Origin of the sequence: Sphingobium sp. WCS2017Hpa-17 (assembly GCF_031843765.1) — a bacterium.
In the GTDB taxonomy this organism is placed as follows: Bacteria; Pseudomonadota; Alphaproteobacteria; order Sphingomonadales; family Sphingomonadaceae; genus Sphingobium.
On sequence record NZ_JAVTIV010000007.1, the window covers coordinates 122376 to 146908 of the forward strand.

The 24533-nt window shown below is 64.6% G+C and carries 30 protein-coding genes; 22 read left to right on the top strand and 8 right to left on the bottom strand.

Annotation, left to right across the window (positions count from 1 at the left end):
- Positions 1-129 precede the first annotated feature (129 nt).
- On the bottom strand, positions 130-1938 hold the full coding sequence (locus tag RQH62_RS12605; RefSeq protein ID WP_311269100.1) for a DUF885 family protein: 1809 nt from the start codon (positions 1936-1938) through the stop codon (positions 130-132).
- A 298-nt stretch (positions 1939-2236) separates the two neighbouring features.
- Here RQH62_RS12605 and RQH62_RS12610 point away from each other — a divergent pair, with 298 nt between their 5' ends.
- The 9 genes from RQH62_RS12610 to RQH62_RS12650 all read left to right on the top strand — a co-directional run bounded on the left by RQH62_RS12610 (position 2237) and on the right by RQH62_RS12650 (position 9044).
- Positions 2237-2923: a glutathione S-transferase family protein gene (locus RQH62_RS12610; RefSeq protein ID WP_311269101.1), complete on the top strand. Its 687-nt coding sequence runs from the start codon at positions 2237-2239 to the stop codon at positions 2921-2923.
- Between the two features lie 89 nt (positions 2924-3012).
- Positions 3013-4464, top strand: coding sequence for a 3-isopropylmalate dehydratase large subunit (gene leuC, locus RQH62_RS12615; RefSeq protein WP_311269102.1), 1452 nt, complete (start codon positions 3013-3015; stop codon positions 4462-4464).
- Complete coding sequence (locus tag RQH62_RS12620) at positions 4461-4589, top strand: hypothetical protein (protein WP_311269103.1); 129 nt, start codon at positions 4461-4463, stop codon at positions 4587-4589. Before leuC ends, RQH62_RS12620 begins: the two co-directional genes overlap by 4 nt.
- Positions 4589-5185: a 3-isopropylmalate dehydratase small subunit gene (gene leuD, locus RQH62_RS12625; RefSeq protein ID WP_311269104.1), complete on the top strand. Its 597-nt coding sequence runs from the start codon at positions 4589-4591 to the stop codon at positions 5183-5185. Before RQH62_RS12620 ends, leuD begins: the two co-directional genes overlap by 1 nt.
- A gap of 57 nt (positions 5186-5242) precedes the next feature.
- Complete coding sequence (locus RQH62_RS12630; RefSeq protein ID WP_311269105.1) at positions 5243-5566, top strand: DUF1476 domain-containing protein; 324 nt, start codon at positions 5243-5245, stop codon at positions 5564-5566.
- A gap of 11 nt (positions 5567-5577) precedes the next feature.
- Complete coding sequence (locus RQH62_RS12635; protein WP_311269106.1) at positions 5578-5811, top strand: BolA family transcriptional regulator; 234 nt, start codon at positions 5578-5580, stop codon at positions 5809-5811.
- A 54-nt stretch (positions 5812-5865) separates the two neighbouring features.
- The gene (gene grxD / locus RQH62_RS12640) at positions 5866-6198 is read left to right on the top strand and encodes a Grx4 family monothiol glutaredoxin (protein ID WP_311269107.1); all 333 of its coding nucleotides are present in this window, start codon (positions 5866-5868) and stop codon (positions 6196-6198) included.
- A gap of 798 nt (positions 6199-6996) precedes the next feature.
- On the top strand, positions 6997-7365 hold the full coding sequence (locus tag RQH62_RS12645) for a BlaI/MecI/CopY family transcriptional regulator (RefSeq protein ID WP_311269108.1): 369 nt from the start codon (positions 6997-6999) through the stop codon (positions 7363-7365).
- Positions 7362-9044, top strand: a complete 1683-nt coding sequence (locus RQH62_RS12650; RefSeq protein ID WP_311269109.1) for a M56 family metallopeptidase — start codon at positions 7362-7364, stop codon at positions 9042-9044. The genes RQH62_RS12645 and RQH62_RS12650 overlap by 4 nt, the downstream gene beginning before the upstream one ends.
- A gap of 62 nt (positions 9045-9106) precedes the next feature.
- On the opposite strand, the gene hemW is transcribed toward RQH62_RS12650, so the two are convergent.
- Positions 9107-10282 carry a radical SAM family heme chaperone HemW gene (gene hemW / locus RQH62_RS12655; RefSeq protein WP_311269110.1) on the bottom strand — a complete coding sequence of 392 codons (1176 nt, stop codon included), beginning with the start codon at positions 10280-10282 and terminating at the stop codon, positions 9107-9109.
- A gap of 117 nt (positions 10283-10399) precedes the next feature.
- On the opposite strand from hemW, the gene RQH62_RS12660 reads away from it, so the two are divergent.
- A complete protein-coding gene (locus RQH62_RS12660; RefSeq protein ID WP_311269111.1) occupies positions 10400-11194 on the top strand; it encodes a hypothetical protein in 795 nt (264 codons plus the stop codon).
- Positions 11195-11198: 4 nt separating this feature from the next.
- Here the strand turns inward: RQH62_RS12660 and rdgB are convergent, their stop codons facing one another.
- Positions 11199-11828: an RdgB/HAM1 family non-canonical purine NTP pyrophosphatase gene (gene rdgB, locus RQH62_RS12665; RefSeq protein ID WP_311269112.1), complete on the bottom strand. Its 630-nt coding sequence runs from the start codon at positions 11826-11828 to the stop codon at positions 11199-11201.
- A gap of 126 nt (positions 11829-11954) precedes the next feature.
- Positions 11955-12671: a ribonuclease PH gene (rph, locus tag RQH62_RS12670; RefSeq protein WP_311269113.1), complete on the bottom strand. Its 717-nt coding sequence runs from the start codon at positions 12669-12671 to the stop codon at positions 11955-11957.
- Between the two features lie 133 nt (positions 12672-12804).
- Between rph and RQH62_RS12675 the strand changes: the two genes are divergently transcribed.
- The 6 genes from RQH62_RS12675 (at position 12805) to RQH62_RS12700 (ending at position 17364) form a co-directional block, all read left to right on the top strand.
- Positions 12805-13311, top strand: coding sequence for a DUF6438 domain-containing protein (locus tag RQH62_RS12675; protein ID WP_311269114.1), 507 nt, complete (start codon positions 12805-12807; stop codon positions 13309-13311).
- Positions 13312-13342: 31 nt separating this feature from the next.
- Complete coding sequence (hrcA, locus tag RQH62_RS12680; RefSeq protein ID WP_311269115.1) at positions 13343-14386, top strand: heat-inducible transcriptional repressor HrcA; 1044 nt, start codon at positions 13343-13345, stop codon at positions 14384-14386.
- Entirely contained in the window at positions 14383-14937 is a 555-nt protein-coding gene (gene grpE / locus RQH62_RS12685; RefSeq protein WP_311269117.1) for a nucleotide exchange factor GrpE, read from the top strand. The genes hrcA and grpE overlap by 4 nt, the downstream gene beginning before the upstream one ends.
- A 160-nt stretch (positions 14938-15097) precedes the next feature.
- The gene (locus tag RQH62_RS12690) at positions 15098-16339 is read left to right on the top strand and encodes a threonine synthase (protein ID WP_311269118.1); all 1242 of its coding nucleotides are present in this window, start codon (positions 15098-15100) and stop codon (positions 16337-16339) included.
- Between the two features lie 96 nt (positions 16340-16435).
- A complete protein-coding gene (locus RQH62_RS12695) occupies positions 16436-17083 on the top strand; it encodes a PadR family transcriptional regulator (RefSeq protein WP_311269119.1) in 648 nt (215 codons plus the stop codon).
- Between the two features lie 2 nt (positions 17084-17085).
- A complete protein-coding gene (locus tag RQH62_RS12700) occupies positions 17086-17364 on the top strand; it encodes a DUF2218 domain-containing protein (protein WP_311269120.1) in 279 nt (92 codons plus the stop codon).
- 121 nt (positions 17365-17485) lie between these two features.
- Here RQH62_RS12700 and RQH62_RS12705 read toward each other — a convergent pair whose 3' ends face one another.
- Together RQH62_RS12705 and RQH62_RS12710 are read right to left on the bottom strand one after the other, a co-directional pair.
- Positions 17486-18616: a M14-type cytosolic carboxypeptidase gene (locus RQH62_RS12705; protein ID WP_311269121.1), complete on the bottom strand. Its 1131-nt coding sequence runs from the start codon at positions 18614-18616 to the stop codon at positions 17486-17488.
- The gene (locus tag RQH62_RS12710; RefSeq protein ID WP_311269122.1) at positions 18613-19230 is read right to left on the bottom strand and encodes a hypothetical protein; all 618 of its coding nucleotides are present in this window, start codon (positions 19228-19230) and stop codon (positions 18613-18615) included. The genes RQH62_RS12705 and RQH62_RS12710 overlap by 4 nt, the downstream gene beginning before the upstream one ends.
- A 212-nt stretch (positions 19231-19442) precedes the next feature.
- On the opposite strand from RQH62_RS12710, the gene ykgO reads away from it, so the two are divergent.
- Positions 19443-19568, top strand: a complete 126-nt coding sequence (gene ykgO / locus RQH62_RS12715; RefSeq protein WP_004210176.1) for a type B 50S ribosomal protein L36 — start codon at positions 19443-19445, stop codon at positions 19566-19568.
- Between the two features lie 174 nt (positions 19569-19742).
- Here the strand turns inward: ykgO and pyk are convergent, their stop codons facing one another.
- Positions 19743-21200, bottom strand: a complete 1458-nt coding sequence (gene pyk / locus RQH62_RS12720; protein WP_311269123.1) for a pyruvate kinase — start codon at positions 21198-21200, stop codon at positions 19743-19745.
- Positions 21201-21310: 110 nt separating this feature from the next.
- Between pyk and RQH62_RS12725 the strand changes: the two genes are divergently transcribed.
- The 5 genes from RQH62_RS12725 (at position 21311) to ruvC (ending at position 23798) form a co-directional block, all read left to right on the top strand.
- A complete protein-coding gene (locus RQH62_RS12725) occupies positions 21311-21610 on the top strand; it encodes a DUF1244 domain-containing protein (RefSeq protein WP_311269124.1) in 300 nt (99 codons plus the stop codon).
- A 62-nt stretch (positions 21611-21672) separates the two neighbouring features.
- Positions 21673-21915, top strand: coding sequence for a DUF2312 domain-containing protein (locus tag RQH62_RS12730; RefSeq protein ID WP_056683669.1), 243 nt, complete (start codon positions 21673-21675; stop codon positions 21913-21915).
- Positions 21916-21945: 30 nt separating this feature from the next.
- Positions 21946-22272, top strand: a complete 327-nt coding sequence (locus tag RQH62_RS12735; protein WP_184269933.1) for a heavy metal-binding domain-containing protein — start codon at positions 21946-21948, stop codon at positions 22270-22272.
- Between the two features lie 112 nt (positions 22273-22384).
- The gene (locus RQH62_RS12740; RefSeq protein ID WP_311269125.1) at positions 22385-23128 is read left to right on the top strand and encodes a YebC/PmpR family DNA-binding transcriptional regulator; all 744 of its coding nucleotides are present in this window, start codon (positions 22385-22387) and stop codon (positions 23126-23128) included.
- 178 nt (positions 23129-23306) lie between these two features.
- A complete protein-coding gene (gene ruvC / locus RQH62_RS12745) occupies positions 23307-23798 on the top strand; it encodes a crossover junction endodeoxyribonuclease RuvC (RefSeq protein ID WP_120250768.1) in 492 nt (163 codons plus the stop codon).
- A 9-nt stretch (positions 23799-23807) separates the two neighbouring features.
- On the opposite strand, the gene RQH62_RS12750 is transcribed toward ruvC, so the two are convergent.
- A complete protein-coding gene (locus RQH62_RS12750; RefSeq protein ID WP_311269126.1) occupies positions 23808-24524 on the bottom strand; it encodes a dienelactone hydrolase family protein in 717 nt (238 codons plus the stop codon).
- Between the last annotated feature and the right edge of the window lie 9 nt (positions 24525-24533).

A 24533-nucleotide genomic window follows, 5' to 3' on the forward strand; every position in this document is an offset into this window, starting at 1 on the left:
CCGTTCGTCCTGAGTGCCCCTGAGCGAAGTCGAAGGGGCGTATCGAAGGATGGGGATGGAATGATGCTTCGATACGGGCCTTCGACAAGCTCAGTCCCTACTCAGCACGAACGGCTTCTTTATTGATGCTCAGGCAATCCCCGCCCGCTGGCGCACGGTCTGCTTCAGGATATCGAGCGGCATGGCGCCCAGCGTCAGCACCTCATGGAACGCCTTGAGGTCGAACCTGTCGCCCTGCTTCGCCTTCACCGCGTCGCGCAACTGGGTCCAGACGGTATGGCCGATCTTGTAGCTGCACGCCTGACCCGGCCAGACGGTGTAGCGGTCGATTTCGCCCTGGCTGCGGCCGCGGGCGATACCGGTGGTGGCGATGAGGTAATCGGTCGCCTTTTCGCGGCTCCAGCGCTTGGCGTGCATGCCGCTGTCCACCACCAGACGGGTGGCGCGGAAGAGGAGCGACTGGAGATAGCCGACCTGCCCCAGCGGATCGCCTTCATACATGCCCATTTCGTCGGCCAGCTGCTCCGAATAAAGCGCCCAGCCTTCCGAATAGCCGCTGTAGAAACCGCGCCGGCGGATCATGGGGATGGAATCCGATTCCAGCGCCACCGACACCTGCAAATGATGGCCCGGCACCGCTTCATGATAACTGAGCGTCGCGAGGCCGAATTTCGGCCGGTCGAACGTGTCGCGCAGGTTGATGAAGTAGATGGCCGGCCGCGAGCCATCGAGCGAGGCATTCTGATAATAGCCGCCCGGCGCGCCTGCCTGAATCGTCACCGGCACGCGGCGGACCTCGACCGGGGCCTTGGGCACGGTGTTGAACGCTTCGGGGAGGCGCTTCTGCATGGCGATGATCTGGCGGTTGAGCTGCGCCAGCAGCGCCTCGCGACCCGGATCGGTGTTGGGGAACAACTGGTCGGGACGCTTGTTGAGTGCGACCAGACGGTCGCCGACGCTGCCCTGGCTCATGCCCTGACCCTTCAGGATCGCGTCGATACGGGCCGAGATGTCGGCCACCTGATCGAGGCCCATCTGGTGAATTTCATCGCCGGTGAGCCGGGTCGTGGTCGCAGCCTCAGCGGCGGCGGCGTAGAAGGCTTCGCCATCGGGCAGGCGCCAGCAACCCGCATCATGGCTGGCCTTGGCGCGCAGTTGCGCCACCAGTGCGCGCTGGCGATCGACGGCGGGGAAGATCTGCTCGGCGACGATCTTCTCTGCCTGCGCGGCGCGTTCGGGCGGCAGGTTGGCGGCGGCCAGCTTCTTGACGAAGCTGGTGACCAGCACGGTCTGCGCGGCGGGCTGGTCGCGCAGTGCGGCCTGCATCTTCATCGTCGTGTCGAGAATATAGTCGGGTGCGAACACGCCCCTGGCCGCGTCCGCCTTTTGCCGGGCCAGTTCGCCGTCCATCGCAGCGGGGAAGGCTTCGAGGCGGGAAAGATAGGCGTCGGCGTCGGCCGCATCCTTCACCCGGTGCTGGGAATCGAGGAAGTCGGGGACTTCGCGATAACTGCCGGTCAATTGGCTGAGGATATAGGGGGCGTAGCGGCCCGCCGTTTCGCCATAGCCGAAGCGTTCGCCGCCGACCGCGCGGTCCATCTGATAGGCGACGACGTCATAGTCGAGCTGGCTGGCGGGGCTGAGTGTGGCGCGATCGACGCTGGCCAGTTGCTTCACCTGTGCCTTGGTCCGGGCCAGATCCTTGGCCGCGCCCGCTGCGCTGGTGTCGGAGAGTTTGCTGCGCAACGCCGCGCGCGCGCCGGTGTCGAGGCCAAGGCGCGTCGCGCTTTCCGGGGATTCGTCCAGACGGCCGTAGAAGAAATCGTCCAGCATGGCGCGGAAACGGGCATCGGCGCTGCCCGCTTGCGCAAAAGCGTTGGGCGTGGCGGCGGCGATGGCGGTGGCACCGCTGGTGACGAGAAATTGGCGTCGGTTCACGACAGGGGACTCCATTATGGGATTGATGGGCGGCAAGGGGGCGCCGCCCGCGACGCACTCTTTTGACGGCTGTTCAACAGCTTGGCTAGACCTGCAACTGACCCCCCGTTCGGTTCGAGCCCTTCGACACGCTCAGGACAGGCCTGTCGGGAACTTTGCGCGCTGTTCTCGACAGGCTCGAACCAAACGGGCTTTGCGCTCTGATAAGCTCAGCTTGTGAGCTGTATGGATCGTTGCGGCTGTCCCGCCGTTTCCTCCTGCGATATGGCGCGCGTGCCTTACAGAAAGGGGAAAGCCGATGTCCTACACGCTCATCACCGCCAACCGGAACTACAGCAGCTGGTCGCTGCGCCCATGGGTGCTGATGCAGGCGCTGGGAATCCCGTTTGAGGACCGGCTGGAACCCTTCGCCGCCGCGACCAACTATGCCGCTTTCCGCAGCTTTTCGCCCACCGGGCAGGTGCCCGCGCTCATCGACGGGGACCGCACCGTCTGGGACTCGCTCGGCATCATCCTTTATCTGGCCGATCGCCATCCCGGCGTCTGGCCGGCGGACGAAGCCGCGCGCGCCTTCGCCCAATGCGCGACGGCCGAAATGCACAGCGGGTTCACCACGCTGCGCAACGATTGCACCATGAATGTCGGCGTCCGCGTTGAGCCGCATATGCCCTCGCCCGCGCTCAACAAGGATATCGCCCGGCTGCGCGAATTGTGGGAGCAGGGGCTGGATCGCTTCGGTGGGCCGTTCCTTGCGGGCAGGGTCTTCACCGCGATCGACGCTTTCTACGCCCCGGTGGCCTTTCGCGTGCGCACTTATGGTCTGGATGTTGGCCCCGCTGCACAAGTCTGGGTCGATCATATGCTGGCCCATCCCGCCATGCAGCAGTGGGAGGAGGAGGCGTTGGCCGAAACATGGCGCGAGGACAGCCATGAGGCAGAGATCGGCGCGGCGGGGCGGATCGTGGAAGACTTTCGGGCAGTGTAACATTCTTGCCCGGTTGAAAGCAAAAACAGGTCAAATCGGTCGCTCACCCCCTTTCCCGATCCGCCCGACGGGTCTAGGGGGTGGACATTATGGTAAAGTCTCGCACCCTGTATGAAAAGATTTGGGACGCGCACGTTGTCGAACGGCGTCCTGACGGCACCTGCCTCATCTATATCGACCGTCACCTCGTCCATGAAGTGACGAGCCCGCAGGCGTTCGAAGGCCTTCGTCTCGCCGGCCGCAAGGTGCGCCGGCCCGATCTGACGCTGGCGGTGCCGGATCATAACCTGCCCACCACGCCGCGCCGCGACGCGGATGGCCATCGCATCCCGATCGCCGATCCGGAAAGCGCGCAACAACTGGCCGCGCTGGAACGCAACGCGCCCGAATTTGGCGTCCGCCTGATCGGTGACGCCGATCTGGAACAGGGCATCGTCCATGTCGTCGGCCCGGAACAGGGCTTTACTTTGCCGGGCACGACTTTGGTGTGCGGCGACAGCCATACGTCGTCGCACGGCGCGCTGGGCGCGCTGGCCTTCGGCATCGGCACGTCGGAGGTCGAGCATGTGCTCGCGACCCAGACCTTGCTGCTGAAACAGTCGAAGACCATGGAAGTCGTGGTCGATGGCGAACTGGCGCCCGGCGTCACGCCCAAGGATGTGGCGCTGGCGATCTGCGGCACGATCGGCACGGCGGGCGGCACCGGCTATGTCATGGAGTATCGCGGCTCCGTGTTCCGCGACATGTCGATCGAGGGGCGGCTGACCGTCGCCAACATGTCGATCGAGGCGGGCGCGCGATCGGGCCTGTTCGCGCCGGACGACAAGACCTTCGCCTATATCAAGGGCCGCCCGATGGCGCCCAAGGGCGCGGATTTCGACGCGGCCGTCGCCTATTGGAAGACGCTTGTCACTGACGAAGGCGCCGTCTTCGACAAGACCGTGGTGATCGACGCCGCCGACATCGTCCCCAACGTCACCTGGGGCACCAGCCCGGAGGACGTCGTGGCCGTGACCGGCGTGGTCCCTGATCCGCAGAGCTTCGCCGATCCGTCCAAGCAGGCGGCTGCGCAGAAGTCGCTGGACTATATGGGCCTGAGCGCCGGCCAGAAAATGGCCGACGTCGCGATCGAACATGTCTTCATCGGCAGTTGCACCAACAGCCGGATCGAGGATCTGCGCGCCGCCGCATCCCTGCTGAAGGGCCGGCACATCGCGGCCGGCATCAAGCATGCGATGGTCGTGCCGGGTTCCGGTCTGGTCAAGCAGATGGCGGAATCCGAGGGGCTGGACCGCATCTTCCTCGACGCCGGGTTCGAATGGCGCGAGCCGGGCTGCTCGGCGTGCCTCGGCATGAACCCGGACAAGGTGCCGGCGGGCGAACGCTGCGCATCGACCAGCAACCGCAATTTCATGGGCCGTCAGGGGCCGGGATCGCGCACCCATCTGGTGTCGCCCGAAATGGCGGCGGCGGCGGCCATCACTGGCCGGCTGACCGACGTTCGGGAACTGCTGAAAAACAAAGAGGGCATGGTCGCATGAAGAAGATTTTCTGGCTGCTGACGCTGGGCGCGCTGGCGAGCGCGGCGATGGCCGCGACCCTGGGCCGCGCCGAAGACACGCCGGCTGGCCAGCCTGAAAAAGTGCAGGCGAAGAAGGTTCACTGATGGACAAGCTGACGACCGTCGACGGCCGGGCCTATCCGTTCGGGATGAAGAATGTCGACACCGACATCGTCATCCCCGCGCATTGGCTCAAGACCATTTCGCGCAACGGCCTTGGCAAGGGCGCGTTCGAAGTGCTGCGCAAGGAACCGGGCAACGTCTTCGACGATCCCAAATATGCCGGCAGCCCGATCCTGATCGCGGGCGACAATTTCGGCTGCGGCTCCAGCCGCGAACATGCCGCCTGGGCGCTCGGCGACCTGGGCATCAAGGTGGTGATCGCGCCCAGCTTCTCCGACATCTTCTCCGGCAACGCGTTCAAGAACGGTATATTGACGGTGGTCCTGCCGCAGGAGGCGGTCGACCGGCTGCTGGAAGTCGCGAAGACGGATCCGATCCATGTCGATCTGGAATCCCAGTCCGTCACCACCCAGTTTCAGGACCGTTTCAGCTTCGAGATCGACCCGTTCCGCAAGCACTGCCTGCTCGGTGGCCTCGACGAAATCGGCCTGACGCTGGATCAGGGCGATGTGATCGACGGCTATGAAGCGAAAGTCGCGCAGGATCGTCCCTGGATCGTCCCCGCCGCCGTTGCGTAATTCCCCGCTTCTGCCTATCTGTTGTACCTTATACCGCTTTGAACGGGGCATAGACGCATGACCACTTTCGACGATCGCGAAAAGGCGTTCGAAAACAAGTTCGCCCATGACCAGGAACTGGAATTCCGCATCCAGGCGCGCCGCAACCGGCTGCTGGGCGAATGGGCGGCGGTCAAGATGGGCCTGACCCCGGAAGAAACCGACGCCTATGCCAAGGCGGTGGTGCAGGCCGATTTCGAGGAAGCGGGCGACGAGGACGTCATCCGCAAGCTGCTGGGCGACATGACGTCGGCCGGGATCGACATCGACGAAGCCGGTGTGCGCACCGCGCTGGACGAGCAGGCGGTGATCGCCCGCCGCCAGTTCATCGAAGTCCAGTAAGGCTTAATCCCATGCCTATGGCAGCCGACGATATTGCGGACATGATCCGCGCGGCCATCCCCGACGCGCAGGTCGAAATTACCGACCTGGCCGGCGATGGCGATCATTATGCGGCGAAGGTCGTATCGGAGAGTTTTCGCGGACTTAGTCGGGTTGCGCAGCAGCGCGCCGTCTATGCGGCGCTCGGCGGGCGCATGGGCGGCGTGCTTCACGCCTTGCAACTGACCACCGCCGTTCCCAACTAACGGGCCAGAGATTTGCGCCCATCGGATGGGCGCCAGACAGGAATGGAAATTCACATGACCGACGCCGTACAGCAGCGGATCGCCGAGATCGTCCAGGGCAGCGACGTGGTGCTCTTCATGAAGGGTACGCCGCTCTTTCCTCAATGCGGTTTTTCCAGCCGTGCCATCGCGATCCTGGAACATCTGGGCGTGACCTATGAAACGGTCGACGTCTTGCAGGATCAGGCCGTGCGTCAGGGCATCAAGGCCTTCTCCGACTGGCCGACCATTCCCCAGCTCTATGTGAAGGGTGAATTTGTCGGCGGTAGCGACATCATGATGGAAATGTATGAAGCGGGCGAACTGAGCCAGCTTCTGGCCGATCAGGGCATCGCCGCCGCTAACTGAGCGGAGTGCGATCGGGAATAGGGAAGGCGGTCCGGGAGGGCCGCCTTTTTTGTTGGGGCTTTTGGGTGGTTTGTTGCCATTCCCCTCCCGCTTGCGGGAGGGGCAACGAGACTTACGCGCGCAGCGCGTTGGTCGCAGCGGGGTGGGCTGTCGCGGCGTCCAGCCCACCCCCTAGCCCCCTCCCGTAAACGGGAGGGGGAACTGTCCACTAGTGGTCCTTGGCAGCCATTTCCATCATCCTTCCAATGTAGGATTTTCTCTGATCTATCCTGTGGGATGACGCCATTCGCATCCGTCCACCAATCGCCCAAAGCCCGTTACGAACGGAGGCGGGGGTGTCGTGTCACTGTCACGTTGATGGTGTGCGCCTGCCGCGCAGGCGGCGCGCCGGTGGCGCTTTGCGAAAGCCTCGCGAGGGCTTTACGAACGCTAAAGCCCCGCGACGGTGTGAACTTCGCGCGTCGCGTTGGTCTGACCTGAAATGGGGGAGGGGCCACCGGGTGGGGGATGCCTGCGGAGACGTGCCTGCATCCCCCGGTAGTTGAACGGTGGGAACGCGACTAAAGTCGCAATGGCCGTGCCAATTTGGGGCGATCGCGGGAAGCTGCGGGTTCCAAAGGTTAACGCGCTGACCCCCGCCGCGCCATCTGTCAAAATTTCCGACATTTTGCGCCTTTTCAACGGTTAGGCCCACGCATCACCCTCTGCGAACGGCTATTGACTACATCTGTAATCAATGCGACTACATCTGTGGTTGTTAAACATCGAGTCGGGTATCCGGCCAGCGGGTAAAAAGACGTGAGCGAGAAGATCAGCGAAGCGGAACTGGTGGTGATGGAGGCGCTGTGGGAAGCTGCGCCGCAGACCGCCAACGACGTTGCCGACCGCGTCGCCACCGACCGCGACTGGAGCCTGCAAACGGTCAAGACCCTGTTGTCGCGGCTGATGGCCAAGGATATCATCGCCGCCGATCAGGATGGCCGTCGTTTTCTCTATCGCCCGATGGTGGCCCGCGACGATTATGTCGCGGGTGAAGGCGGGCGTCTCGTCAACCGGCTGTTCGGCGGGCGCATATCGCCGCTGGTCGCCCAACTGGCGCAACAGGATCAATTGACGGCGGACGATATCGCCGAGCTTGAGGCAATCCTGAAGGGGCTGAAATCATGAGCGTCTGGCTGGCCGAAACGCTGATCGCCACCACCTTGCTGATGGCATTGGTCATGATGTTGCGGCGGCCGGTCGCGCGCTGGCTGGGGGCAGGGGCAGCCTATCTGCTCTGGGCGCTGCCGCTGGCGCGGATGGTGATGCCGGCTCTGCCCTGCGACATAGATCCCTCGCCGCTGCATCTGGCGGTCGATCAGGCGGGTCTGCCCGACCTGTTGACCGTGCCGCCCGTAGCACCCGTCGTCGCCACGACCCCGACTTTCCCCTGGCTGGAGGCTGGCCTGTCGCTCTGGTTCGCCGGCATGGTCGTTTTTCTGATCGTGCAGGCGGTGGGCTATACCCGTTTCCGCCGCCATATGCTGGACGGCGCCACGCCGATCGGGGAGGAACGGCGCATCCGCCTCATTTCCAGCCCGCATGCGTCCGGTCCGCTCGCCTTTGGCGTGTTGCGCCCGTACATCGTGTTGCCGGCCGATTTCGCCCTGCGCTACGACGCGCAGGAGCAGGATATGGCGATCGCCCATGAACGGGCGCATCATGAGCGGCGCGATCTGGCCGCCAATATGATCGCCTTGCTGTTGCTGGCCGTCCATTGGTGCAATCCCGTCGCCTGGATCGCCTATCGCGCCTATCGCGCCGATCAGGAAACCGCCTGCGACGCCCGCGTTCTTTCGCTTTACGGCCGCGATCAGGCTCATGCCTATGGTCGCGCCATATTGAAGGCGGCCGGCGGCCGGCAATTTGCCGGCGCCTGCCATCTCACCCGTATCACCACGCTCAAGGGGAGGCTGAAAATGCTGTCCAACCATGACATTTCGCTTCAGCGCATCAGCTGGGGCATGGCCGCCGTCGCGATCGTCACCGCCACCGGCCTCGCGCTCACCGCATCGGGCAGCCGCGCTGCGCAACAGATGGCGGCGATCACCGACAAGGTGGAAAGCGCCGACTTCGCCAAATTGTCCAACCTGGTGTCGCAGCCCGCCACCGCCAGCGTGCCGGCGAACGCCGACGTCGCGGCGGTCCCCGCTGTACCGACGGCGCCTGCCGTCCCTGCGGTGAAGGCGGGCGATGATATATGGCCCTCGCCAGCACCCATGGCTCCGCCCGCGCCGATGGTGCCCGCCGCCGACATGATCGCCCCGGTTGCGCCCGTACCGCCCGCTCCACCGATCGTGCGTAGCGAAAAGAATCGTATCACTGTGACCTATGCCGACGGCCGTGTGGAAACCCATCGCATTCCGACCGAGGCGGAGATTGCGCGCATGGTCCCGGTGGTCGATGTCCGCAACGGCTGCGACGGCAGCGGCCGGACGACCAGCCGCAGCGAAACGGTCGATGCCAATGGTCAGCGCCACATCAAGGTGCGCATCTGCCAGGACGTGATCGATCGTACAGTAGAACGGGCGCAGGCGCAGGCCGAGCGCGGCCGCGCTCAGGCTGAACGTGGCCGGGCACAGGCGGAGCGGGCGCGGATTCAGGCGGATCGCGCCGGGCGTCTGGCCGATGCCGACATGGTCCGCGCCGATCAAGCCCGGCGCACGGCCCATGTCGCGGCATTGAGCAGCCTGCGCGCCAGCCGCGCCCAGATCGCCAACAACTGGTCCATGCCCAGGGAAGCGCGCGCTGAAGCGCTGCGCGATCTGGACGAGTCCATCGCCGAACTGCGCAGCGAGCAGGACTGAATTTAGCGTAACATCCGTTCGGGCCGAGCCTGTCGAAGGGCCGAACAGAGGAGGGGAAAGCCCTAAACCGCCACCACTTCGGGCAGTATGGCGTCGAGCAGGAGCATGCCTGCCGGCGCCACCTGCAAATGGTCGCCGGTCAGGCGGATGAGGCCGAGGTCGGTCAGTTGGGCGATCGCCCGTTCGTCGACAAGACGGTCCGTCCTGATGCCGGACTGGGCGGCGATCCGGGCCAGATCCACGCCTTCGCCGAGGCGCAACCCCATCAGCAATGCCTCACGGGCGCGGTCTTCCGCCGCCAGCGGCTCTTCAGTCTGGATGCCATGGCCATTGCGGGCCACCGCGCCCATCCAGTTTTCCGGCTTCTTGTGGCGCAGCGTCGCCATCCCGCCGCGCCGCCCATGTGCGCCCGGCCCGATCCCGGCATAGTCGCCATAGCGCCAATAGACGAGATTATGGCGGCTTTCCTGCCCTGGCCGGGCATGGTTGCTGATCTCATAGGCGGGGATGCCGGCTGCGCCGGTCATCGCCTGCGTCAGTTCATAAAGGGTCGCGCCATGATCGGGATCGGCGGGCGTCAGCTTGCCCTGCGCGACCAGGGTGGCAAAGCGGGTGCCCGGTTCGATCGTCAGTTGATAGAGCGACAGATGGCCGGTGCCGAAGGACAAGGCGCGCGCCAGTTCCGCTTCCCAGTCCGCCTCGCTCTGATCGGGGCGGGCATAGATCAGGTCGAAGCTCACCCGGTCGAACACGCGCTGCGCCGTGTCGAGTGCGGCCAGCCCCTCGTTCACGTCATGAGCGCGGCCGAGAAAATGGAGGGCTTCGTTGTCGAGCGCCTGAAGGCCGAGCGAAGTGCGGTTGACCCCGGCAGCGGCGAGGTCGGCAAAGCGCGCCGCCTCGACCGAATTGGGATTGGCCTCCAGCGTGATTTCTATGTCCGGGGTGAAGCCCCAATGGCGCTCTGCCGCGCCGATCAGCGTTTCGACCAGCGCGGGCGGCATCAGCGACGGGGTGCCGCCGCCGAAGAAGATGGACGAGAGCGGCCGGCCCGGCGTCAGCGTCGCCTCATGCGCCATGTCGGCCAGCAGCGCGGCTTCCCATGCGGGGATATCCACGCCGTCGCGGACATGGCTGTTGAAATCGCAATAGGGGCATTTGGAGATGCAGAAGGGCCAGTGGATATAGAGGGCCTGGGCATCGGCTATCGCTGGCAGGCTGGGGAGGCTTTGGGATGACATGGCGGGCCTGCCCTTAGAGGCTTTTTGCGCGGCGGGCTATCGGGGGAAATCGGGCGGGCATGGATATTTCTCCCGCCGGCGGGCATTGAACAGGTGAAGTCGCGATAGGAGAAGAGAATGCGTCGTGGGGCATGGGCATGGACTTCGGGGGCATGGATTTCGGGCTGTGCGCTGCTGGCGCTTGGGGCCTGCGGGGCGCCGTCGCAGCCGGAGGGCAAGGCGGACGAGGTGGCTGGCAATAATAGTGTTGCGCCGGTGGCCGATGCGCCGCGCAACGAGAGCGTCGGGCAAAGTCCGATGCCGGACGCCACGCCGGTTGCCGACAGCGCTAGCGCGGAACCATTGTCCTGTGCGGCTGATATCGGGGTCACCGCAGCAGCAAAGCGGGTCGCCGTCTGCCGCAACGTGTCGCCCGCCACCCGGCCACCCTGCAACGCGGCCAACAGCTGTGCCATGATCGAGGACGAGATTGCGCGCAGCTGTGCCCTGTTCGATGGCAAGGGTGAACCGATGCAGGGATGCGATCCCGCGCCCAAGAGCATGGCGGCGGCGGTCGCGGTGGTGCAGCGTTATTATTCGGCGCTCAATGCCCGTGATTATGGCACGGCCTGGGCGCAATGGGGGGAGGATGGTCCGCCCAATCAGACATTGGACAAGTTTCAGTCGGGTTTCGCCGGCACCCGGTCGACGCGGGTGACGATCGGCAGCAAGCTGGAGCCGGGCGATGGCGGCGCGGGTTCGATCTACCAGACGGTGCCGGTGACGGTCGATTCGCAGTTGGCGGACGGGACGCGCCAGCGCTTCGTCGGCGATTATGTCGTGCGGCGCGTCAATGATGTGGACGGCGCCACGCCCGCCCAGCTGCGCTGGCATATCGGCCAGGCGAAGCTGAAGGCGGTGCCGGTTAGCTGAAAGGTCAGATGACCGCCGCAACCAGTTGCTCGAAGGCCCTGGCGCGGTGGCTCATGGCGTGTTTGGCGTCCGGGTCCATTTCGCCGAAGCTGATGGCGTGGTCCAGCGGCTGGAACATGGCGTCATAGCCGAAGCCATTCTGCCCGCGCGGCGGCCAGACCAATGTGCCGTCGATCCGCCCTTCGAACGCCTCGACATGGCCGTCGGGCCAGGCGAGGGCGAGGGCGCAGATGAAGTGGGCGCTGTGGCTGGCGTCTGGCCCCTTGGTCTGTACGCCGTCCCAGACCAGTTGCATGGCCATGCCGAAATCCTTGGTCGGGCCGGCCCAGCGTGCGGAAAACAGGCCGGGGTCGCCGCCCAGTGCTTCGACGCACAGGCCGCTATCGTCGGCAAGGGCAGGAAGGCCGGAGAGGTCCGCTGCCTGCATCGCCTTCAATTCGGCATTGGCGATGAAGGTGGTGCCGGTTTCTTCCGGCTCCGGCAGGTCGAGCGACGCGGCGGAAATAGGCTCGATCCCGTAGGGGCCGAGCAGGGCGGCGATTTCCCGCACCTTGCCGGGATTATGGCTGGCGATCACCAGCTTGCCCGGCTTCAGCTTGCGGATCGCCTGTTCCTGTCCGAAATCGTCGCTCATTTTTCTACCCTGCACGTGTTTCCCGTCATCCCAGCGAAGGCTGGGATCTCGCTTCTTTCTAACCTTAGAGCCGAAAGAAAAGGGAGATACCAGCCTTCGCTGGCATGACGGCATTGTGTGTTTGGCTTAACGCCCGGTCGCCACATCCTGCGCGGCGAAAATCTTCGCGCAGCCGATGCGGGCGAGGCGGAGCAGGCGGAGCAGCTCTTCCTCGTCATAGGCCGCGCCCTCGGCGGTCGCCTGCACTTCGGCGAACTTGCCGTCGCCGGTCAGGATCAGGTTGGCGTCCGTCTCGGCATTGCTGTCTTCGGCATAGTCGAGGTCGAGGACGGGGGTGCCGTTATAGATGCCACAGCTGATCGCCGCGACCTTCTGGATGATCGGGTCTTCGGTGAGGGCACCCGATGCCAGCAGCTTGTCGACGGCGATGCGCAGCGCAACCCAACTGCCCGAGATCGCGGCGGTGCGGGTGCCGCCATCGGCCTGGATCACGTCGCAGTCGATCACGATCTGGCGCTCGCCCAGCTTCTTCAGGTCCACGACCGTGCGCAGCGAGCGGCCGATCAGGCGCTGGATTTCCTGGGTACGGCCCGACTGCTTGCCCTTGGCCGCTTCACGGCTGCCGCGGGTGTGCGTTGCGCGGGGCAGCATGCCATATTCGGCCGTGACCCAGCCAGATCCCTTGCCGCGCAGGAAGGGAGGCACCTTTTCCTCGATCGAGGCGGTGCAGAGCACGCGGGTGTCGCCGAAGCTGATCAGGCAAGACCCTTCCGCGTGGATGGTGAAACCGGGTTCCATGGTGATATCGCGCATCTGGTCGGGCGCGCGGCCGGAAGGACGCATAATTTCTACTCCGAAGCGTTCGAGGGGCAGCAGGCGCCGCCAATGCGCCCAACGGCGCACTTAAAGCGCCGCTTAGCGGTCGATGGAACGAGTTGCCAGTGTCCAGACCGCAATTTGGACGATATGAGGGGTTATGACGATAAAAATCTGGGTCGCCGCCGGGCTGTTGGCATTGACGGGGTGCATGGCGGAGCAGGAAGGGCTGGAACCGCCCAAGGCGCCGGGCGACGTGATCCGCTTTACGGCGGGTCGCTGCTTCGGGGCGTGTCCGGCCTATACGGTGCAGGTGTCGCCAGATGGCGCGGGCCTGTTGACGCCGGAACGCTTCACATCGGTGCCGGGGCCGACCCGCTTCACCATCAGCCGGGTGCAATATCGCAAGCTGCTGGCGACGCTCGCGCCGCATCGCCCCGCGACGGGCACGACCGAAAAGATCGACCAGAAAAACTGCACCCGCTTCGCGACGGACATGCCCAGCTATAGCGTGGAATGGAGCCGGCCGGGACAGCAGCCGACGCGGCTGGATTTCCAGTCGGGCTGCATGGACCCGCGCTATGGCAAGCTGCGTGTGGCGATCGCGTCGGTGCCCAAGATATTGGACGTGCAGCATATGCTGAACCCCAAGGCGGTGGCGCCTTGAGCCTGCACGCCCTCTTGCCTAGATAAGGCGCATGTCGGTCACGCCCATATCCGAATTGAATGATCGCGCGCGCGATGTCTTTCGCCTGGTGGTGGAAAGCTATTTGGGCACGGGCATGCCGGTGGGATCGCGCACGATCAGCAAGATTGCGTCGCTCAGCCTGTCGCCCGCCTCGATCCGCAACGTGATGCAGGATCTGGAGGAACTGGGCCTGCTTGCGGCGCCACATACGTCCGCCGGGCGGATGCCGACCGAAACGGGGCTGCGGCTGTTCGTCGACGGGATGATGCAAGCGGCGGAGCCGTCGCCCGAGGAGCGTCGCGCGATCGAGGCCGGGATCGCGGAAAGCGGACCGATCGAGGAAGCTTTGTCCGCCGCCACGGCTACGCTGTCGGGCTTGTCAGCCTGCGCCGGCATCGTCATGGTGCCCAAGCGTGAGCCGGTGCTGCGCCAGTTCGGTTTCGTCCCGCTGAACGCGCGGCAGGCTCTCGCGGTGCTGGTCGGGCAGGATGGATCGGTCGAAAATCGCGTGCTGGATCTGCCTGAAGGCGTCAGCCCGATCGCGCTCAACGAAGCGGCCAATTTCATGTCGGCGCGCTTTGGCGGCCTGACCTTGCGGCAGGCGGGCGAGGCGCTGGCGCGGGAGATGGAGGCGGAGCGGCATGCGCTCGACCATAGCGCGCGGGATCTCGCGGCGCGGGGGCTGGCCATCTGGTCGCATGATGCCGACGACCGCCCGGTGCTGATCGTGCGCGGCCAGTCGCACCTGCTGGACGATGGCGCGGCCGCCGACCTGGAACGCGCCCGGCAATTGCTGGAGCAGCTGGAGGGCAAGCAGGAAATATTGGACCTGCTGCGCGGCGCATTGGCCGGCAGCGCGACCAAAATCTTCATCGGTTCGGAAAACAAGCTCTTTTCCCTGTCGGGGTCTTCGGTCATAGCCGCCCCCTACCGTGGCGCGGACGGCCGGGTCGTCGGCGTTGTCGGCGTGATCGGCCCCACACGCTTGAACTATGCGCGGGTGATCCCCATGGTGGATTTCACTGCACAGACGCTGTCGAGATTGATGAGATGACCGAGAACACAGACAATATCGAAAATACCGAAGTCGTGGACGCGCTGCCCGAGGATGCGGCACCGGCCGGAGACGCCGCCGCGGAGAAGATCGCGGCGCTGGAGGCGGAACTCGCCACCGCGAAGCAGGATATTCTCTACGCCCATGCCGATACGCAGAATGTGCGCCGCCGGCTGGAAAAGGAACTGGCCGATGCGCGGTCCTATGCGTCGACCGCCTTTGCGCGCGATATCCTGTCGGTGGCCGACAATCTGAGCCGTGCGCTGGCGACCATCCCCGCTGAATTGCGGGATGATGAGAAGTTCAAGAGCCTGGTCGTGGGCCTGGAAGCCACCGGCCGCGAACTGGACAGCGTGTTCGGCCGCAACGGCGTGACCCGGCTGGAGTCGGTCGGCCAGCCGCTCGACCCCAACAAGCATCAGGCGGTGATGGAAATCCCCTCGGCCGATGCCGAACCGGGCACCGTGCTGGTCGAAATGCAGGCCGGCTATATGATCAAGGACCGCCTGCTGCGCCCCGCCATGGTGAGCGTGGCGAAGAAGCCGGACTAATATATTCTTCTCCCCTCCCGCTTGCGGGAGGGGCCGGGGGTGGGCTGGACATAGCGACAGCCCACCCCGCTGCGACTAACCTCGCCTTCGGCTCGGCAAGTCTCGCGCCCCTCCCGCAAGCGGGAGGGGGAGTCAGGAGGTTGACCTGACGGAGACGATCATGCGCCACGACCTCAACCTCACCACCGATCGCCCGACCTTTGTCACGCATCTCGAATGTTCGCTGACTGGCGAGCGCTATGAGGCGGATCGGCTGCATGGGTTGTCGGCGGCGGGCAAGCCGCTGCTGGTGCGCTATGATCTGGACGGTGTGCGGGCCACGCTGACCAAGGATGCGCTGGCTGCCCGGCCGATGGACCTGTGGCGCTGGCGCGAATTGCTGCCGGTGCGGCAGACCAGCAATATCGTCAGTCTGGGCGAGAATGCGACGCCGCTCATTCCGCTGCCGCGCACGGCCAAGCGATTGGGCGGGGCGCAGTTGCTCGCGAAGGATGAGGGGCGGTTGCCGACCGCTTCGTTCAAGGCGCGCGGCCTTGTCATGGCGGTGTCCATGGCCAAGGAACTGGGCGTGACCCAGGTGGCGATGCCCACCAACGGCAATGCCGGCGCGGCGCTGGCCGCCTATGCCGCCGTCGCGGGCATGGAATCGGTGATATTCTGCCCAGCCGATACGCCCGAAGTGAATGTGCGCGAGATCGCGGCGCAGGGCGCGCGGGTCTATCGCGTCAACGGCTATATCGACGATTGCGGCGCGATCGTGGGGCAGGGCGTCAAGGCGCGCGGCTGGTTCGACTTTTCGACGCTGAAAGAGCCCTATCGGATCGAGGGCAAGAAGACGATGGGGCTGGAACTGGCCGAACAGCTCGGCTGGGAACTGCCAGACGCGATCTTCTATCCCACGGGCGGCGGCACCGGCCTGATCGGCATGTGGAAGGCGTTCGACGAGCTGGAGAAGATCGGCTTCATCGGCTCCAAACGGCCCAAGATGTTCGCGGTACAGGCCGAAGGCTGCGCGCCGATGGTCCGCGCCTTCGAGCAAGGCGTGGAATTTGCCGAGCGTTGGGAGGATGCGCAGACCATCGCCATGGGCATCCGCGTGCCCAAGGCGGTGGGCGACTTCCTGATCCTGCGCGCGGTGCGGGCAAGCGGCGGCGCGGCGCTGGCGGTGTCCGACGCGGCGATCGCGGCGGCGGTGCAGGACGTGGCGCGCGACGACGGGTTGCTGCTATGCCCCGAAGGTGGCGCGACGTTGGCAGCCTACCAGCGCGCATTGGACGAAGGCCTGATCGGGCGGGATGAGCGGGCGATGCTGTTCAACTGTGCCAGCGGCCTCAAATATCCGCTGGAGGATCATAGCCGCACGCTGGACCGCCACGCGTCGATCGATTTTTCGGCACTATAAGATATCTTGATACACTTAAGATCTATCTTATCTCTTGACGAGTGCGATTTTTAAGATATATCGCAAAGCATCATGACATATATGAAAGAGCAAATGATGCGTAACCCCCCTAATTCTCACGGTCGCCATGGCGGCCATCATCGCGGTCTGCATGGGCATGACCGCTCGGCTTTCCCCGGCGGCTTCGGCCGTGGCCATGGCGGCCCGTTCGGCGGCGGCGATCCTTTTGGCGAGGATGGCCCGCGTGGCGGCGGTCGCGGTGGACGCGGCGGCGGTGGTGGTCGTCGGCGTCTGTTCGACAATGAGACGCTGCGGCTGATCCTGCTGAAGCTGATCGCCGATGAACCGCGCCACGGCTATGAACTGATCCGCGCGATCGAGGCGCTGTCGGGCGAGGCCTATGCGCCCAGCCCCGGCGTCGTCTATCCGACGCTGACGCTCCTGTCCGAGATGGACCTGATCGCCGAAGAGCCGAGCGAGGGCAGCCGCAAGCGCTTCGCCATCACCGACGCGGGCCGGGCGCAGATTGCCGAGCGCAAGGCTGCGCTCGACCTGGCGCTGGAGCGGCTGGCGTCCCTGGCGCAGAAGGCCGAGCGGGTCGATGGCGGGCCGGTGCGCCGCGCGATGCACAATCTGCGCTTTGCTATCCAGCAACGCCTTGAAAAGGAAGGGGCGGATAACCAGACCATGTTCGACGTCGCCGCCCTGATCGACGAAGCCGTCGCCAAGATCGAAAGGCTCTGAACATGACCCTGACCGCAACCGTGCCGACCACCCATGGCAGCCGCTATCTCCAGCAACTGTGCAAGCATTGGAGTCATAAGTTCGAGGTCGATTTCGACGCTGAAAAGGGCGAGATCGCTTTCCCGATGGGGCCGATCCGCATGACCGCCCAGCCGGAAGCGCTGCTGGTCGTGCTGGAGCCGAACCCGGACGCGGATATCGAGACGTTCAAGAAGGTGGTCGCCGACCATCTCGACCGCTTCGCCTTCCGGGAAGCCCCGCTGCCGTTTGAGTGGCAGTGAATATATTTCGTCATCCCAGCGAAAGCTGGGATCTCTCTTTTCTTTCAAGTGCTTGACTGAAAGAAGGGAGATGCCAGCTTTCGCTGGCATGACGGAAGAGGGAGGGCGCTTGGTTGCCCTCTCAAATATCCTCGATCATCTCCGCCAGCACGGCCAGGCAATCCTTGCCCAACTGGATGGAACGGGCGGGGGACCAGCCGAAATCGGCGTCGGGCAGGTCGTCATTGTCCTTGAACGGCATTTCCAGCGTCATCGCCACCGCGCCGAACCGTTCGGCGACCTGATTGGTGGACATGGACAGGTTCGCCTTGCCCGCGCCCGCCACCGGATAGCCCAGCCGCGTCTGAAAATCGGGCGTCCGCGCGGCCAGCGTGTCGCGATAGCGATGATAAAGCTGGACCTGCTTGTCGGTGATCGAGGGGATACCCTCGAACCCGGCGATGAAGACCGCAGGGATTGCCTCGTCGCCATGTACATCCATGGCGAAGTCCACGCCGCTTTCGTCCATCGCATTGCGGACCAGCAGGACTTCGGGGCTGCGCTCGGCGGTCGGCTCATGCCATTCGCGATTGAGGTTCACGCCCACCGCATTGGTGCGCAGATGGCCGCGACGGCTGCCGTCCGGATTCATATTGGGGACTAGGTGAATCGTCGCCTTCTGCCGTAGCAGGCGGGCGACGGCGTCTTCCTCGTCGGTCAGCCGTTCCAGCGCGCCTTCCATCCACCATTCCGCCATCGATTCGCCTGGATGCTGGCGGGCGTAGAGCCACACCTGCTTGGGGCCTTCGCCGATAGTGAGCTTGTCGAGCGGCTGGCCGTCCAGCGTCAGGCCCAGTTCGCGATGCTCGACGCCCGGCTGGCTGGCCGCCCAGGCGATCAGATCGTGATGGCGCTCCATCGAATAGGGCGCGAAATAGGCGATCCAGACGGCATTACTGTCCGGCTCCAATCGGATGGTCAGCGTGCCATCGGCATAGCTGGTATCGGCCAGCAGCCAGTTTTCGCGATCTTCGCTGACACGGGCGCTATAGCCTGCCCAGCCGTCGGGATAGGCCGACTGGCTGCAATTGACGATGGCCAGTTCCACCGCGCGCCCTGCCGCATTGGCGACGCGGAAATGGAACCACTGATAAAAGTCGCTCTGATGATCCGTCACGATCTCCAGTTCGGCGCGGACGCCGGCCGGAGACTCGGTGATGGAGAGGGTGCGAATATTGCCGCTGTCAAAGCCGCTGGAGATGCTGATGGTCATTTGACCATTATAGTGCGCCCCGATTCACCGGGATAGCCCCCGATCAGCGATGCGGCGAGTTTCTGCGCGGCGGCGGCGGGCTGGGCGGCGGGCGATCCCTGCTTCGCCTGAGTCGAGGCGCGGCCTTCCCAGATGGCGGTCGAATCGGAACGGCGGCGCAACTGCACATGCAATTCGGTGGTCACGATATCCTTGGGCTTGCCCGACAGGTTGATGCCGACGCCCAGGCCGAGGCCGCCGAAGGTGCCGCCACGACGGCCACCGCCGCTGCCGATGCCGCCGCTCATGCCGACGCTGACCGGCTTGTCGCTGCTGCGATCCGGGCCGGACGGCCGGAAGGTGCGGCTGAAGCTGACCAGCGCGACATAGTCGCTCTGCGCGCCGTCACCGGCGGCGGTGAAGCCGACCCGCTGGAATTCCTGCGATACGGCGGCGGCATAGGTGCGGAATTCCAGGCTGATGTCCGGATTTCCGGGCATTTCTTCAACCGCGACGGTGCCGGACTGGGCCGGATTGCCGGTATGGAATCGCGTCACCTCCACACGCGGCGCGGCCGTCGCGCAGGCGCCGAGGGGGAGGGCGATGGCGGCGAGGAACAGAAGGCGCTTCGACATGGGTTCAACTCCAACGGGCATTCGGCTTATTATGTCGTGCTATAGACGGTACGGGGCCAGTAAACCCCTCCAACGCGTGAAGCCATGAACTTGCTGCATGGAGGATGAACAGAGTCAAAAGAGCGGCTGCCGCCCTTGACTTTGGTCCGTGTCACCCATAGGGGCTGCGCTTCGATTTTCGAACATATTCAGATTCCATCAAGGGCCTAGCCATGAAGATCCGCAACTCGCTCAAGTCGCTCAAGGGACGCCACCGGGACAACCGCGTGATCCGTCGTCGCGGCCGCACCTACGTCATCAACAAGACCAACCGCCGCTTCAAGGCCCGCCAGGGCTAATAGCAGGCGCTGCTCCTTCGGGGGCAGGTCTTGTAATGCAGAAAAGCGCCCGATCGTGGATCGGGCGCTTTTCTGCGTTTGTTTGTGTTTAGCGCGGCAGGCGAATCGTTCGAATCGCTTGCCTTGGCTTCTGGAAACGCGGGGTGGGGAAGGCCATGGCCTCCCCCGATATCCTCAGCCTTCGTCGCGGCCCTTGAGTTCGTCGCCGCGCACCGCCGCGACATGCAGCACATTGGTCGAGCCCGGCGTGCCGAAGGGGACGCCGGCCAGCACGACGATCTTGCCGCCCTTTTCGGCCATGCCATGGCGCAGTGCCATGCGCCGGGCCTTGCCGATCATCTCTTCGAAATTGCCGATATCCTTGGTGCGAATCGCATGCACGCCCCAGGTGAGGCCTAGCTTGCGGGCCGTGTCCGACCGTGGCGTCAGCGCCAGAATCGGCGCGGAGGGCCGTTCGCGGGCCACGCGGCGGACCGTGCTGCCCGACGAGGTGAAGCAGGTGATGGCGCTGGCGCCCACGACATCGACGATATTGCCGGTCGCCTCCGCCAGTGCGTCGGCCGTGGTCGGGTCCGGGCGCGTTTCGGTATAGTGAAGCCGACCGAAATAGCCGGGGTCGCGCTCGACGCTGTGGGCGATGCTGTCCATCATCGCGACCGCCTCGACCGGCCAGTCGCCCGCCGCCGTCTCCGCCGACAGCATGATGGCGTCGGCGCCGTCATAAACGGCGGTGGCGACGTCCGACACTTCGGCGCGAGTCGGGGAAGGGGACTTGATCATCGATTCGAGCATCTGGGTCGCGACGACGACCGGGCGACCCATGCGCCGCGCGGTGGCGACGATCTGCTTCTGGAGCGGCGGCACCGCCTGCGGGGGCAGTTCGACGCCCAGGTCGCCGCGCGCGACCATCACGCCATCGGCCAGTTCGATAATCTCCTCCAGCCGCTGCACGGCCGACGGCTTCTCGATCTTGGCCATGAGCGAACCATAACCGCCCATCAGCTTGCGCGCCTCGGCCAGATCCTCGGGGCGCTGCACGAAGCTGAGCGCGATCCAGTCGCAGCCCTGTTCGACCGCGAAGCTGAGGTCGCGCCGATCCTTGTCGGTCAGCGCCGGTACCGGAACCACCACGTCGGGCACGTTGACGCCCTTGCGATTGGACAGGGTGCCGCCGACCTCCACGATGGTATCGATGCGGTCTTCGCTGATGGCCTTGACCCGCAGCACCATCTTGCCGTCGTCCAGCAGCAGCCGGGTTTCGGGCACCAGCGCAGCGTAGATTTCCGGGTGGGGCAGGTTGACGCGGCGGGCGTCGCCCGGCGCTTCATCCCGGTCCAGCACGAATTTCGCGCCGGTTTCCAGGATCGCCAGACCCTTCTCGAACGTGCCGACGCGCAGTTTTGGCCCTTGCAGGTCGCCCAATATGGTGGTCGGCCGGGCAAATTCCTTTTCCAGCGCGCGGATGCTGGCGATGCGCGCGGCATGATCCTCATGCGCGCCATGGCTCATATTGATGCGGAAGGCGTCGGCCCCGGCGACGAACAGCGCCCGGATCATCTCGGGCGTGTCGCTCGCAGGACCAAGGGTCGCCAGGATGCGAACCTTGCGAGAGCGGGGCGGTAACTTCGTCATGTCTTCTCCTGAGCGTCATGATCGCTCCCGGTTTGCCGGGGCGAGGTTATGCGTTATCCATGCTGCACGACAGGATGATGTAGTTTTCAGCGAAAGGGTCCCTCGCGCCGATGTCCGATACCATAGTCACAGATGCCGTTGCTGCAACCGCCTTCCGCCGTCTGGTCGCGCATTTGCAGCATCGCACCGATGTGGAGAATATCGACCTGATGGGATTGGCGGGCTTTTGCCGCAACTGTCTGGCCGACTGGATTGCGGAGGCGGATGGCGATCTGACGCGGGATCGGGCGCGCGAAATCATCCATGGCATGCCCTTTGCGGAGTGGAAGGCCAAGCATCAGGGCGAAGCCACGCCTCAGCAGATCGCAAAGATGCAGGAGAGTGTGGCGAAGAACGCGGACAATCATTAGAGGCGTCCGCCAACCTGATTCATTCAGCCCGATTCACATTTTCACAACGAACGGAGATTCCCATGAGCGAGGGCAACGTCGCAGCCGACCAGCTACGTCTTCTCATCGAGCGCATCGAGCGCCTGGAAGAGGAAAAGAAGGGCATCGGCGACGACATCAAGGACGTCTATCTGGAAGCCAAGGCGACCGGTTACGATGCCAAGATCATGCGCCAGATCATTCGCCTGCGTAAGATGCAGCCGCATGACCGGCAGGAAATGGAAGCGATCCTCCAGACCTATCTTTCCGCGCTGGGCATGGAATAAGATAGGGGTCGCGTAACAGGAGAAGCGCCCATGTCCGAGATCATCGTCAGCACCACCAGCCGTCTGGAAGGGCGACCGGCGAAGGAGTATCTCGGCATCGTCACCGGAGAGGTGATCGTGGGCGCCAACCTGTTCCGCGACCTGTTCGCCAGCGTCCGCGATATCGTGGGCGGGCGATCGGGCGCTTATGAAGATGTGCTCCAGCGCGCCCGCGAACAGGCGATCAGTGAAATGCGCACCCGCGCGGCGACATTGGGCGCCAATGCCGTGGTCGGCGTCGACCTCGACTATGAAGTGATCGGCTCCAACGGGTCGATGCTGATGGTGTCGGCTTCGGGCACTGCGATCCTCTACTGATCCTGCAAACTACCGGCGAATGACGGCGCACGCGCGCTGGCGGTTGCCCTTTGGGCGGCCGCTGGTGTAAGGGCGCCCATCCTATTTCAACGGCAGATAAGAATTCAGGACCATGGCAGGCCATTCCAAATTCAAGAATATCATGCATCGCAAGGGCGCGCAGGACAAGAAGCGCTCCTCGATGTTCTCCAAGCTGAGCCGCGAAATCACCGTCGCGGCCAAGATGGGCATGCCCGATGTGGACATGAACCCGCGCCTGCGTCTGGCGGTCAACGCCGCCAAGGCGCAGTCCATGCCCAAGGATAATATCCAGCGCGCCATCGACAAGGCGAGCAAGGGCGATACCGAGAATTACGAAGAAGTGCGCTATGAGGGCTATGGCCCCGGTGGCACCGCGATCATCGTCGAAGCGCTGACCGACAATCGCAATCGTACCGCGACCAACGTGCGCACCGCCTTCTCCAAAAATGGCGGCAATCTGGGCGCATCGGGCGCGGTGAGCCATGGCTTCGATCGCCTTGGCCTCATCACCTATCCCGCCAGCGCGGGCGACGCCGAAGCCATCTTCGAAGCGGCGCTGGAAGCCGGCGCGGAGGACGTGTCGTCCAATGAGGACGAGCATGAAATCTGGACCGCGATGGACGCGCTCCACGAAGTCGCCAAGGCGCTGGAAGTCACGCTGGGCGCCGCTGACGGCGCGAAGCTGGCCTGGAGGCCCACTACCACCGTCGAAGTCGACGAAAGCAACGCTGCCACGCTGATGAAGCTGGTCGACACGCTGGAAGATGATGACGACGTCCAGACCGTCTGGGGGAACTACGAAGTTTCCGACGAAGTGATGGAGAAGCTGGGCTGATGCCTATTCCCTCTCCCCATGGGGGAGAGGGTTGCGCAGCCTTGGCGGCTATGCCGCTTAGGCGAAGCTGGGAGAGGGGGCCATGCCTGCCGCGCCTGCTGCACCCCTCTCCAAGCGCGGCTAGGCAGCAGGCTGCCAAGCCTTGCTATCCTCTCCCCCAAGAGGAGAGGAGAAGAGCATGATCCTTCTCGGCCTCGACCCTGGACTTGGCACCACCGGCTGGGGGCTGATTGCGGCGGATGGCAATCGGTTGACCCATATCGGCAATGGCCAGATCAAGACCGACAGCGCCATGTCGCTGGCGACGCGGTTGCTGGCGCTCGATCTGGCGCTGACCGACCTCATCCTTGAACATAAGCCCGATGGTGCGGCGGTCGAGGAGGTGTTCGTCAATGTGAACCCGCAATCGACGCTGAAGCTGGGGCAGGCGCGTGGTGTGATCCTGCTCAATGCCTCGCGATCGGGCATGGAGGTCGGCGAATATGCCGCCCGTCTGGTCAAGAAATCGGTCGTCGGCGTCGGCAATGCGTCGAAGGATCAGGTGCATGCGATGGTGCAGCGCCTGCTGCCCGGCGCGAAGATCGCCGGGCCGGATGCGTCCGATGCGCTCGCCGTGGCGATCACCCACGCCCATCATCTGGCTAGCGCGCGGCGTATCCCGACCCGCTGACCATCGAGGTCAACCGAACAGGTCGCCCAGAAAATCCTTCATCGCGCGGAAGCTGCGGCGGTCGGCGTCCGGGCTGTAGGCCAGCCCCTTTTCCGGCATGTTGACCGCCTCGTCGGTGAAGGCGTGGCCGGTATGGCCATAGGCGTGGATCTGCCAGTCGCAGCCGGCTTCGGTCAGTTCCTTCGCCAGTCCTACGGTGGCCGCCGGCGGCGCGATCGGGTCGTCCCAGCCATGGCAGATGAGCAGCTTGGCGCCGATCTTCGCATTGGGAAAGGGGGGCGCTTCATAAACGCCATGGAAGCTGACGCCGCCGGCGATATCTGCGCCGGAGCGGGCAAGGTCGAGCACGCATTTGCCGCCGAAGCAGAAACCGATCGCTGCCGTCTGTGTCGGGTCGACCGCGTCCAGCCCCTTGAGCAGGGCATGGGTCGCATTCACCCGGTCGCGCAGCAGGATGCGGTCGGCGTTCAGTGCATTCATGTAGAGCGCCGGATTGGCGTCGGCGCGCGTGGTGCGCTTGCCCTGTCCGAAGACGTCCGCGACCAGCACTGTATAGCCCAAAGCCGCGACCTTCTCCGCATAGGCGAAGTCCGCTTCCTTGGTCCCCAGCACATTGGGGAAGAGCAGGATGCCGGGGCGGGGAGCGGCGGTGCTGTCTGCCACGACGACATGCTCGAAGGGCGCGCCGGCCATGTCCTGGACGATGACGCTACGGGTGATGCTCATGCGCTAATC

What these genes read in the sequence shown, in the direction of transcription:
- RQH62_RS12610 (WP_311269101.1), top strand. Translation starts at nt 2,237, where the DNA reads ATGTCCTACACGCTCATCACCGCCAACCGGAACTACAGCAGCTGGTCG.
- leuC (WP_311269102.1), top strand. Translation starts at nt 3,013, where the DNA reads ATGGTAAAGTCTCGCACCCTGTATGAAAAGATTTGGGACGCGCACGTT.
- RQH62_RS12620 (WP_311269103.1), top strand. Translation starts at nt 4,461, where the DNA reads ATGAAGAAGATTTTCTGGCTGCTGACGCTGGGCGCGCTGGCGAGCGCG.
- leuD (WP_311269104.1), top strand. Translation starts at nt 4,589, where the DNA reads ATGGACAAGCTGACGACCGTCGACGGCCGGGCCTATCCGTTCGGGATG.
- RQH62_RS12630 (WP_311269105.1), top strand. Translation starts at nt 5,243, where the DNA reads ATGACCACTTTCGACGATCGCGAAAAGGCGTTCGAAAACAAGTTCGCC.
- RQH62_RS12635 (WP_311269106.1), top strand. Translation starts at nt 5,578, where the DNA reads ATGCCTATGGCAGCCGACGATATTGCGGACATGATCCGCGCGGCCATC.
- grxD (WP_311269107.1), top strand. Translation starts at nt 5,866, where the DNA reads ATGACCGACGCCGTACAGCAGCGGATCGCCGAGATCGTCCAGGGCAGC.
- RQH62_RS12650 (WP_311269109.1), top strand. Translation starts at nt 7,362, where the DNA reads ATGAGCGTCTGGCTGGCCGAAACGCTGATCGCCACCACCTTGCTGATG.
- hemW (WP_311269110.1), bottom strand. Translation starts at nt 10,282, where the DNA reads ATGTCATCCCAAAGCCTCCCCAGCCTGCCAGCGATAGCCGATGCCCAG.
- RQH62_RS12660 (WP_311269111.1), top strand. Translation starts at nt 10,400, where the DNA reads ATGCGTCGTGGGGCATGGGCATGGACTTCGGGGGCATGGATTTCGGGC.
- rdgB (WP_311269112.1), bottom strand. Translation starts at nt 11,828, where the DNA reads ATGAGCGACGATTTCGGACAGGAACAGGCGATCCGCAAGCTGAAGCCG.
- rph (WP_311269113.1), bottom strand. Translation starts at nt 12,671, where the DNA reads ATGCGTCCTTCCGGCCGCGCGCCCGACCAGATGCGCGATATCACCATG.
- RQH62_RS12675 (WP_311269114.1), top strand. Translation starts at nt 12,805, where the DNA reads ATGACGATAAAAATCTGGGTCGCCGCCGGGCTGTTGGCATTGACGGGG.
- hrcA (WP_311269115.1), top strand. Translation starts at nt 13,343, where the DNA reads ATGTCGGTCACGCCCATATCCGAATTGAATGATCGCGCGCGCGATGTC.
- grpE (WP_311269117.1), top strand. Translation starts at nt 14,383, where the DNA reads ATGACCGAGAACACAGACAATATCGAAAATACCGAAGTCGTGGACGCG.
- RQH62_RS12690 (WP_311269118.1), top strand. Translation starts at nt 15,098, where the DNA reads ATGCGCCACGACCTCAACCTCACCACCGATCGCCCGACCTTTGTCACG.
- RQH62_RS12695 (WP_311269119.1), top strand. Translation starts at nt 16,436, where the DNA reads ATGCGTAACCCCCCTAATTCTCACGGTCGCCATGGCGGCCATCATCGC.
- RQH62_RS12700 (WP_311269120.1), top strand. Translation starts at nt 17,086, where the DNA reads ATGACCCTGACCGCAACCGTGCCGACCACCCATGGCAGCCGCTATCTC.
- RQH62_RS12705 (WP_311269121.1), bottom strand. Translation starts at nt 18,616, where the DNA reads ATGACCATCAGCATCTCCAGCGGCTTTGACAGCGGCAATATTCGCACC.
- RQH62_RS12710 (WP_311269122.1), bottom strand. Translation starts at nt 19,230, where the DNA reads ATGTCGAAGCGCCTTCTGTTCCTCGCCGCCATCGCCCTCCCCCTCGGC.
- ykgO (WP_004210176.1), top strand. Translation starts at nt 19,443, where the DNA reads ATGAAGATCCGCAACTCGCTCAAGTCGCTCAAGGGACGCCACCGGGAC.
- pyk (WP_311269123.1), bottom strand. Translation starts at nt 21,200, where the DNA reads ATGACGAAGTTACCGCCCCGCTCTCGCAAGGTTCGCATCCTGGCGACC.
- RQH62_RS12725 (WP_311269124.1), top strand. Translation starts at nt 21,311, where the DNA reads ATGTCCGATACCATAGTCACAGATGCCGTTGCTGCAACCGCCTTCCGC.
- RQH62_RS12730 (WP_056683669.1), top strand. Translation starts at nt 21,673, where the DNA reads ATGAGCGAGGGCAACGTCGCAGCCGACCAGCTACGTCTTCTCATCGAG.
- RQH62_RS12735 (WP_184269933.1), top strand. Translation starts at nt 21,946, where the DNA reads ATGTCCGAGATCATCGTCAGCACCACCAGCCGTCTGGAAGGGCGACCG.
- RQH62_RS12740 (WP_311269125.1), top strand. Translation starts at nt 22,385, where the DNA reads ATGGCAGGCCATTCCAAATTCAAGAATATCATGCATCGCAAGGGCGCG.
- ruvC (WP_120250768.1), top strand. Translation starts at nt 23,307, where the DNA reads ATGATCCTTCTCGGCCTCGACCCTGGACTTGGCACCACCGGCTGGGGG.
- RQH62_RS12750 (WP_311269126.1), bottom strand. Translation starts at nt 24,524, where the DNA reads ATGAGCATCACCCGTAGCGTCATCGTCCAGGACATGGCCGGCGCGCCC.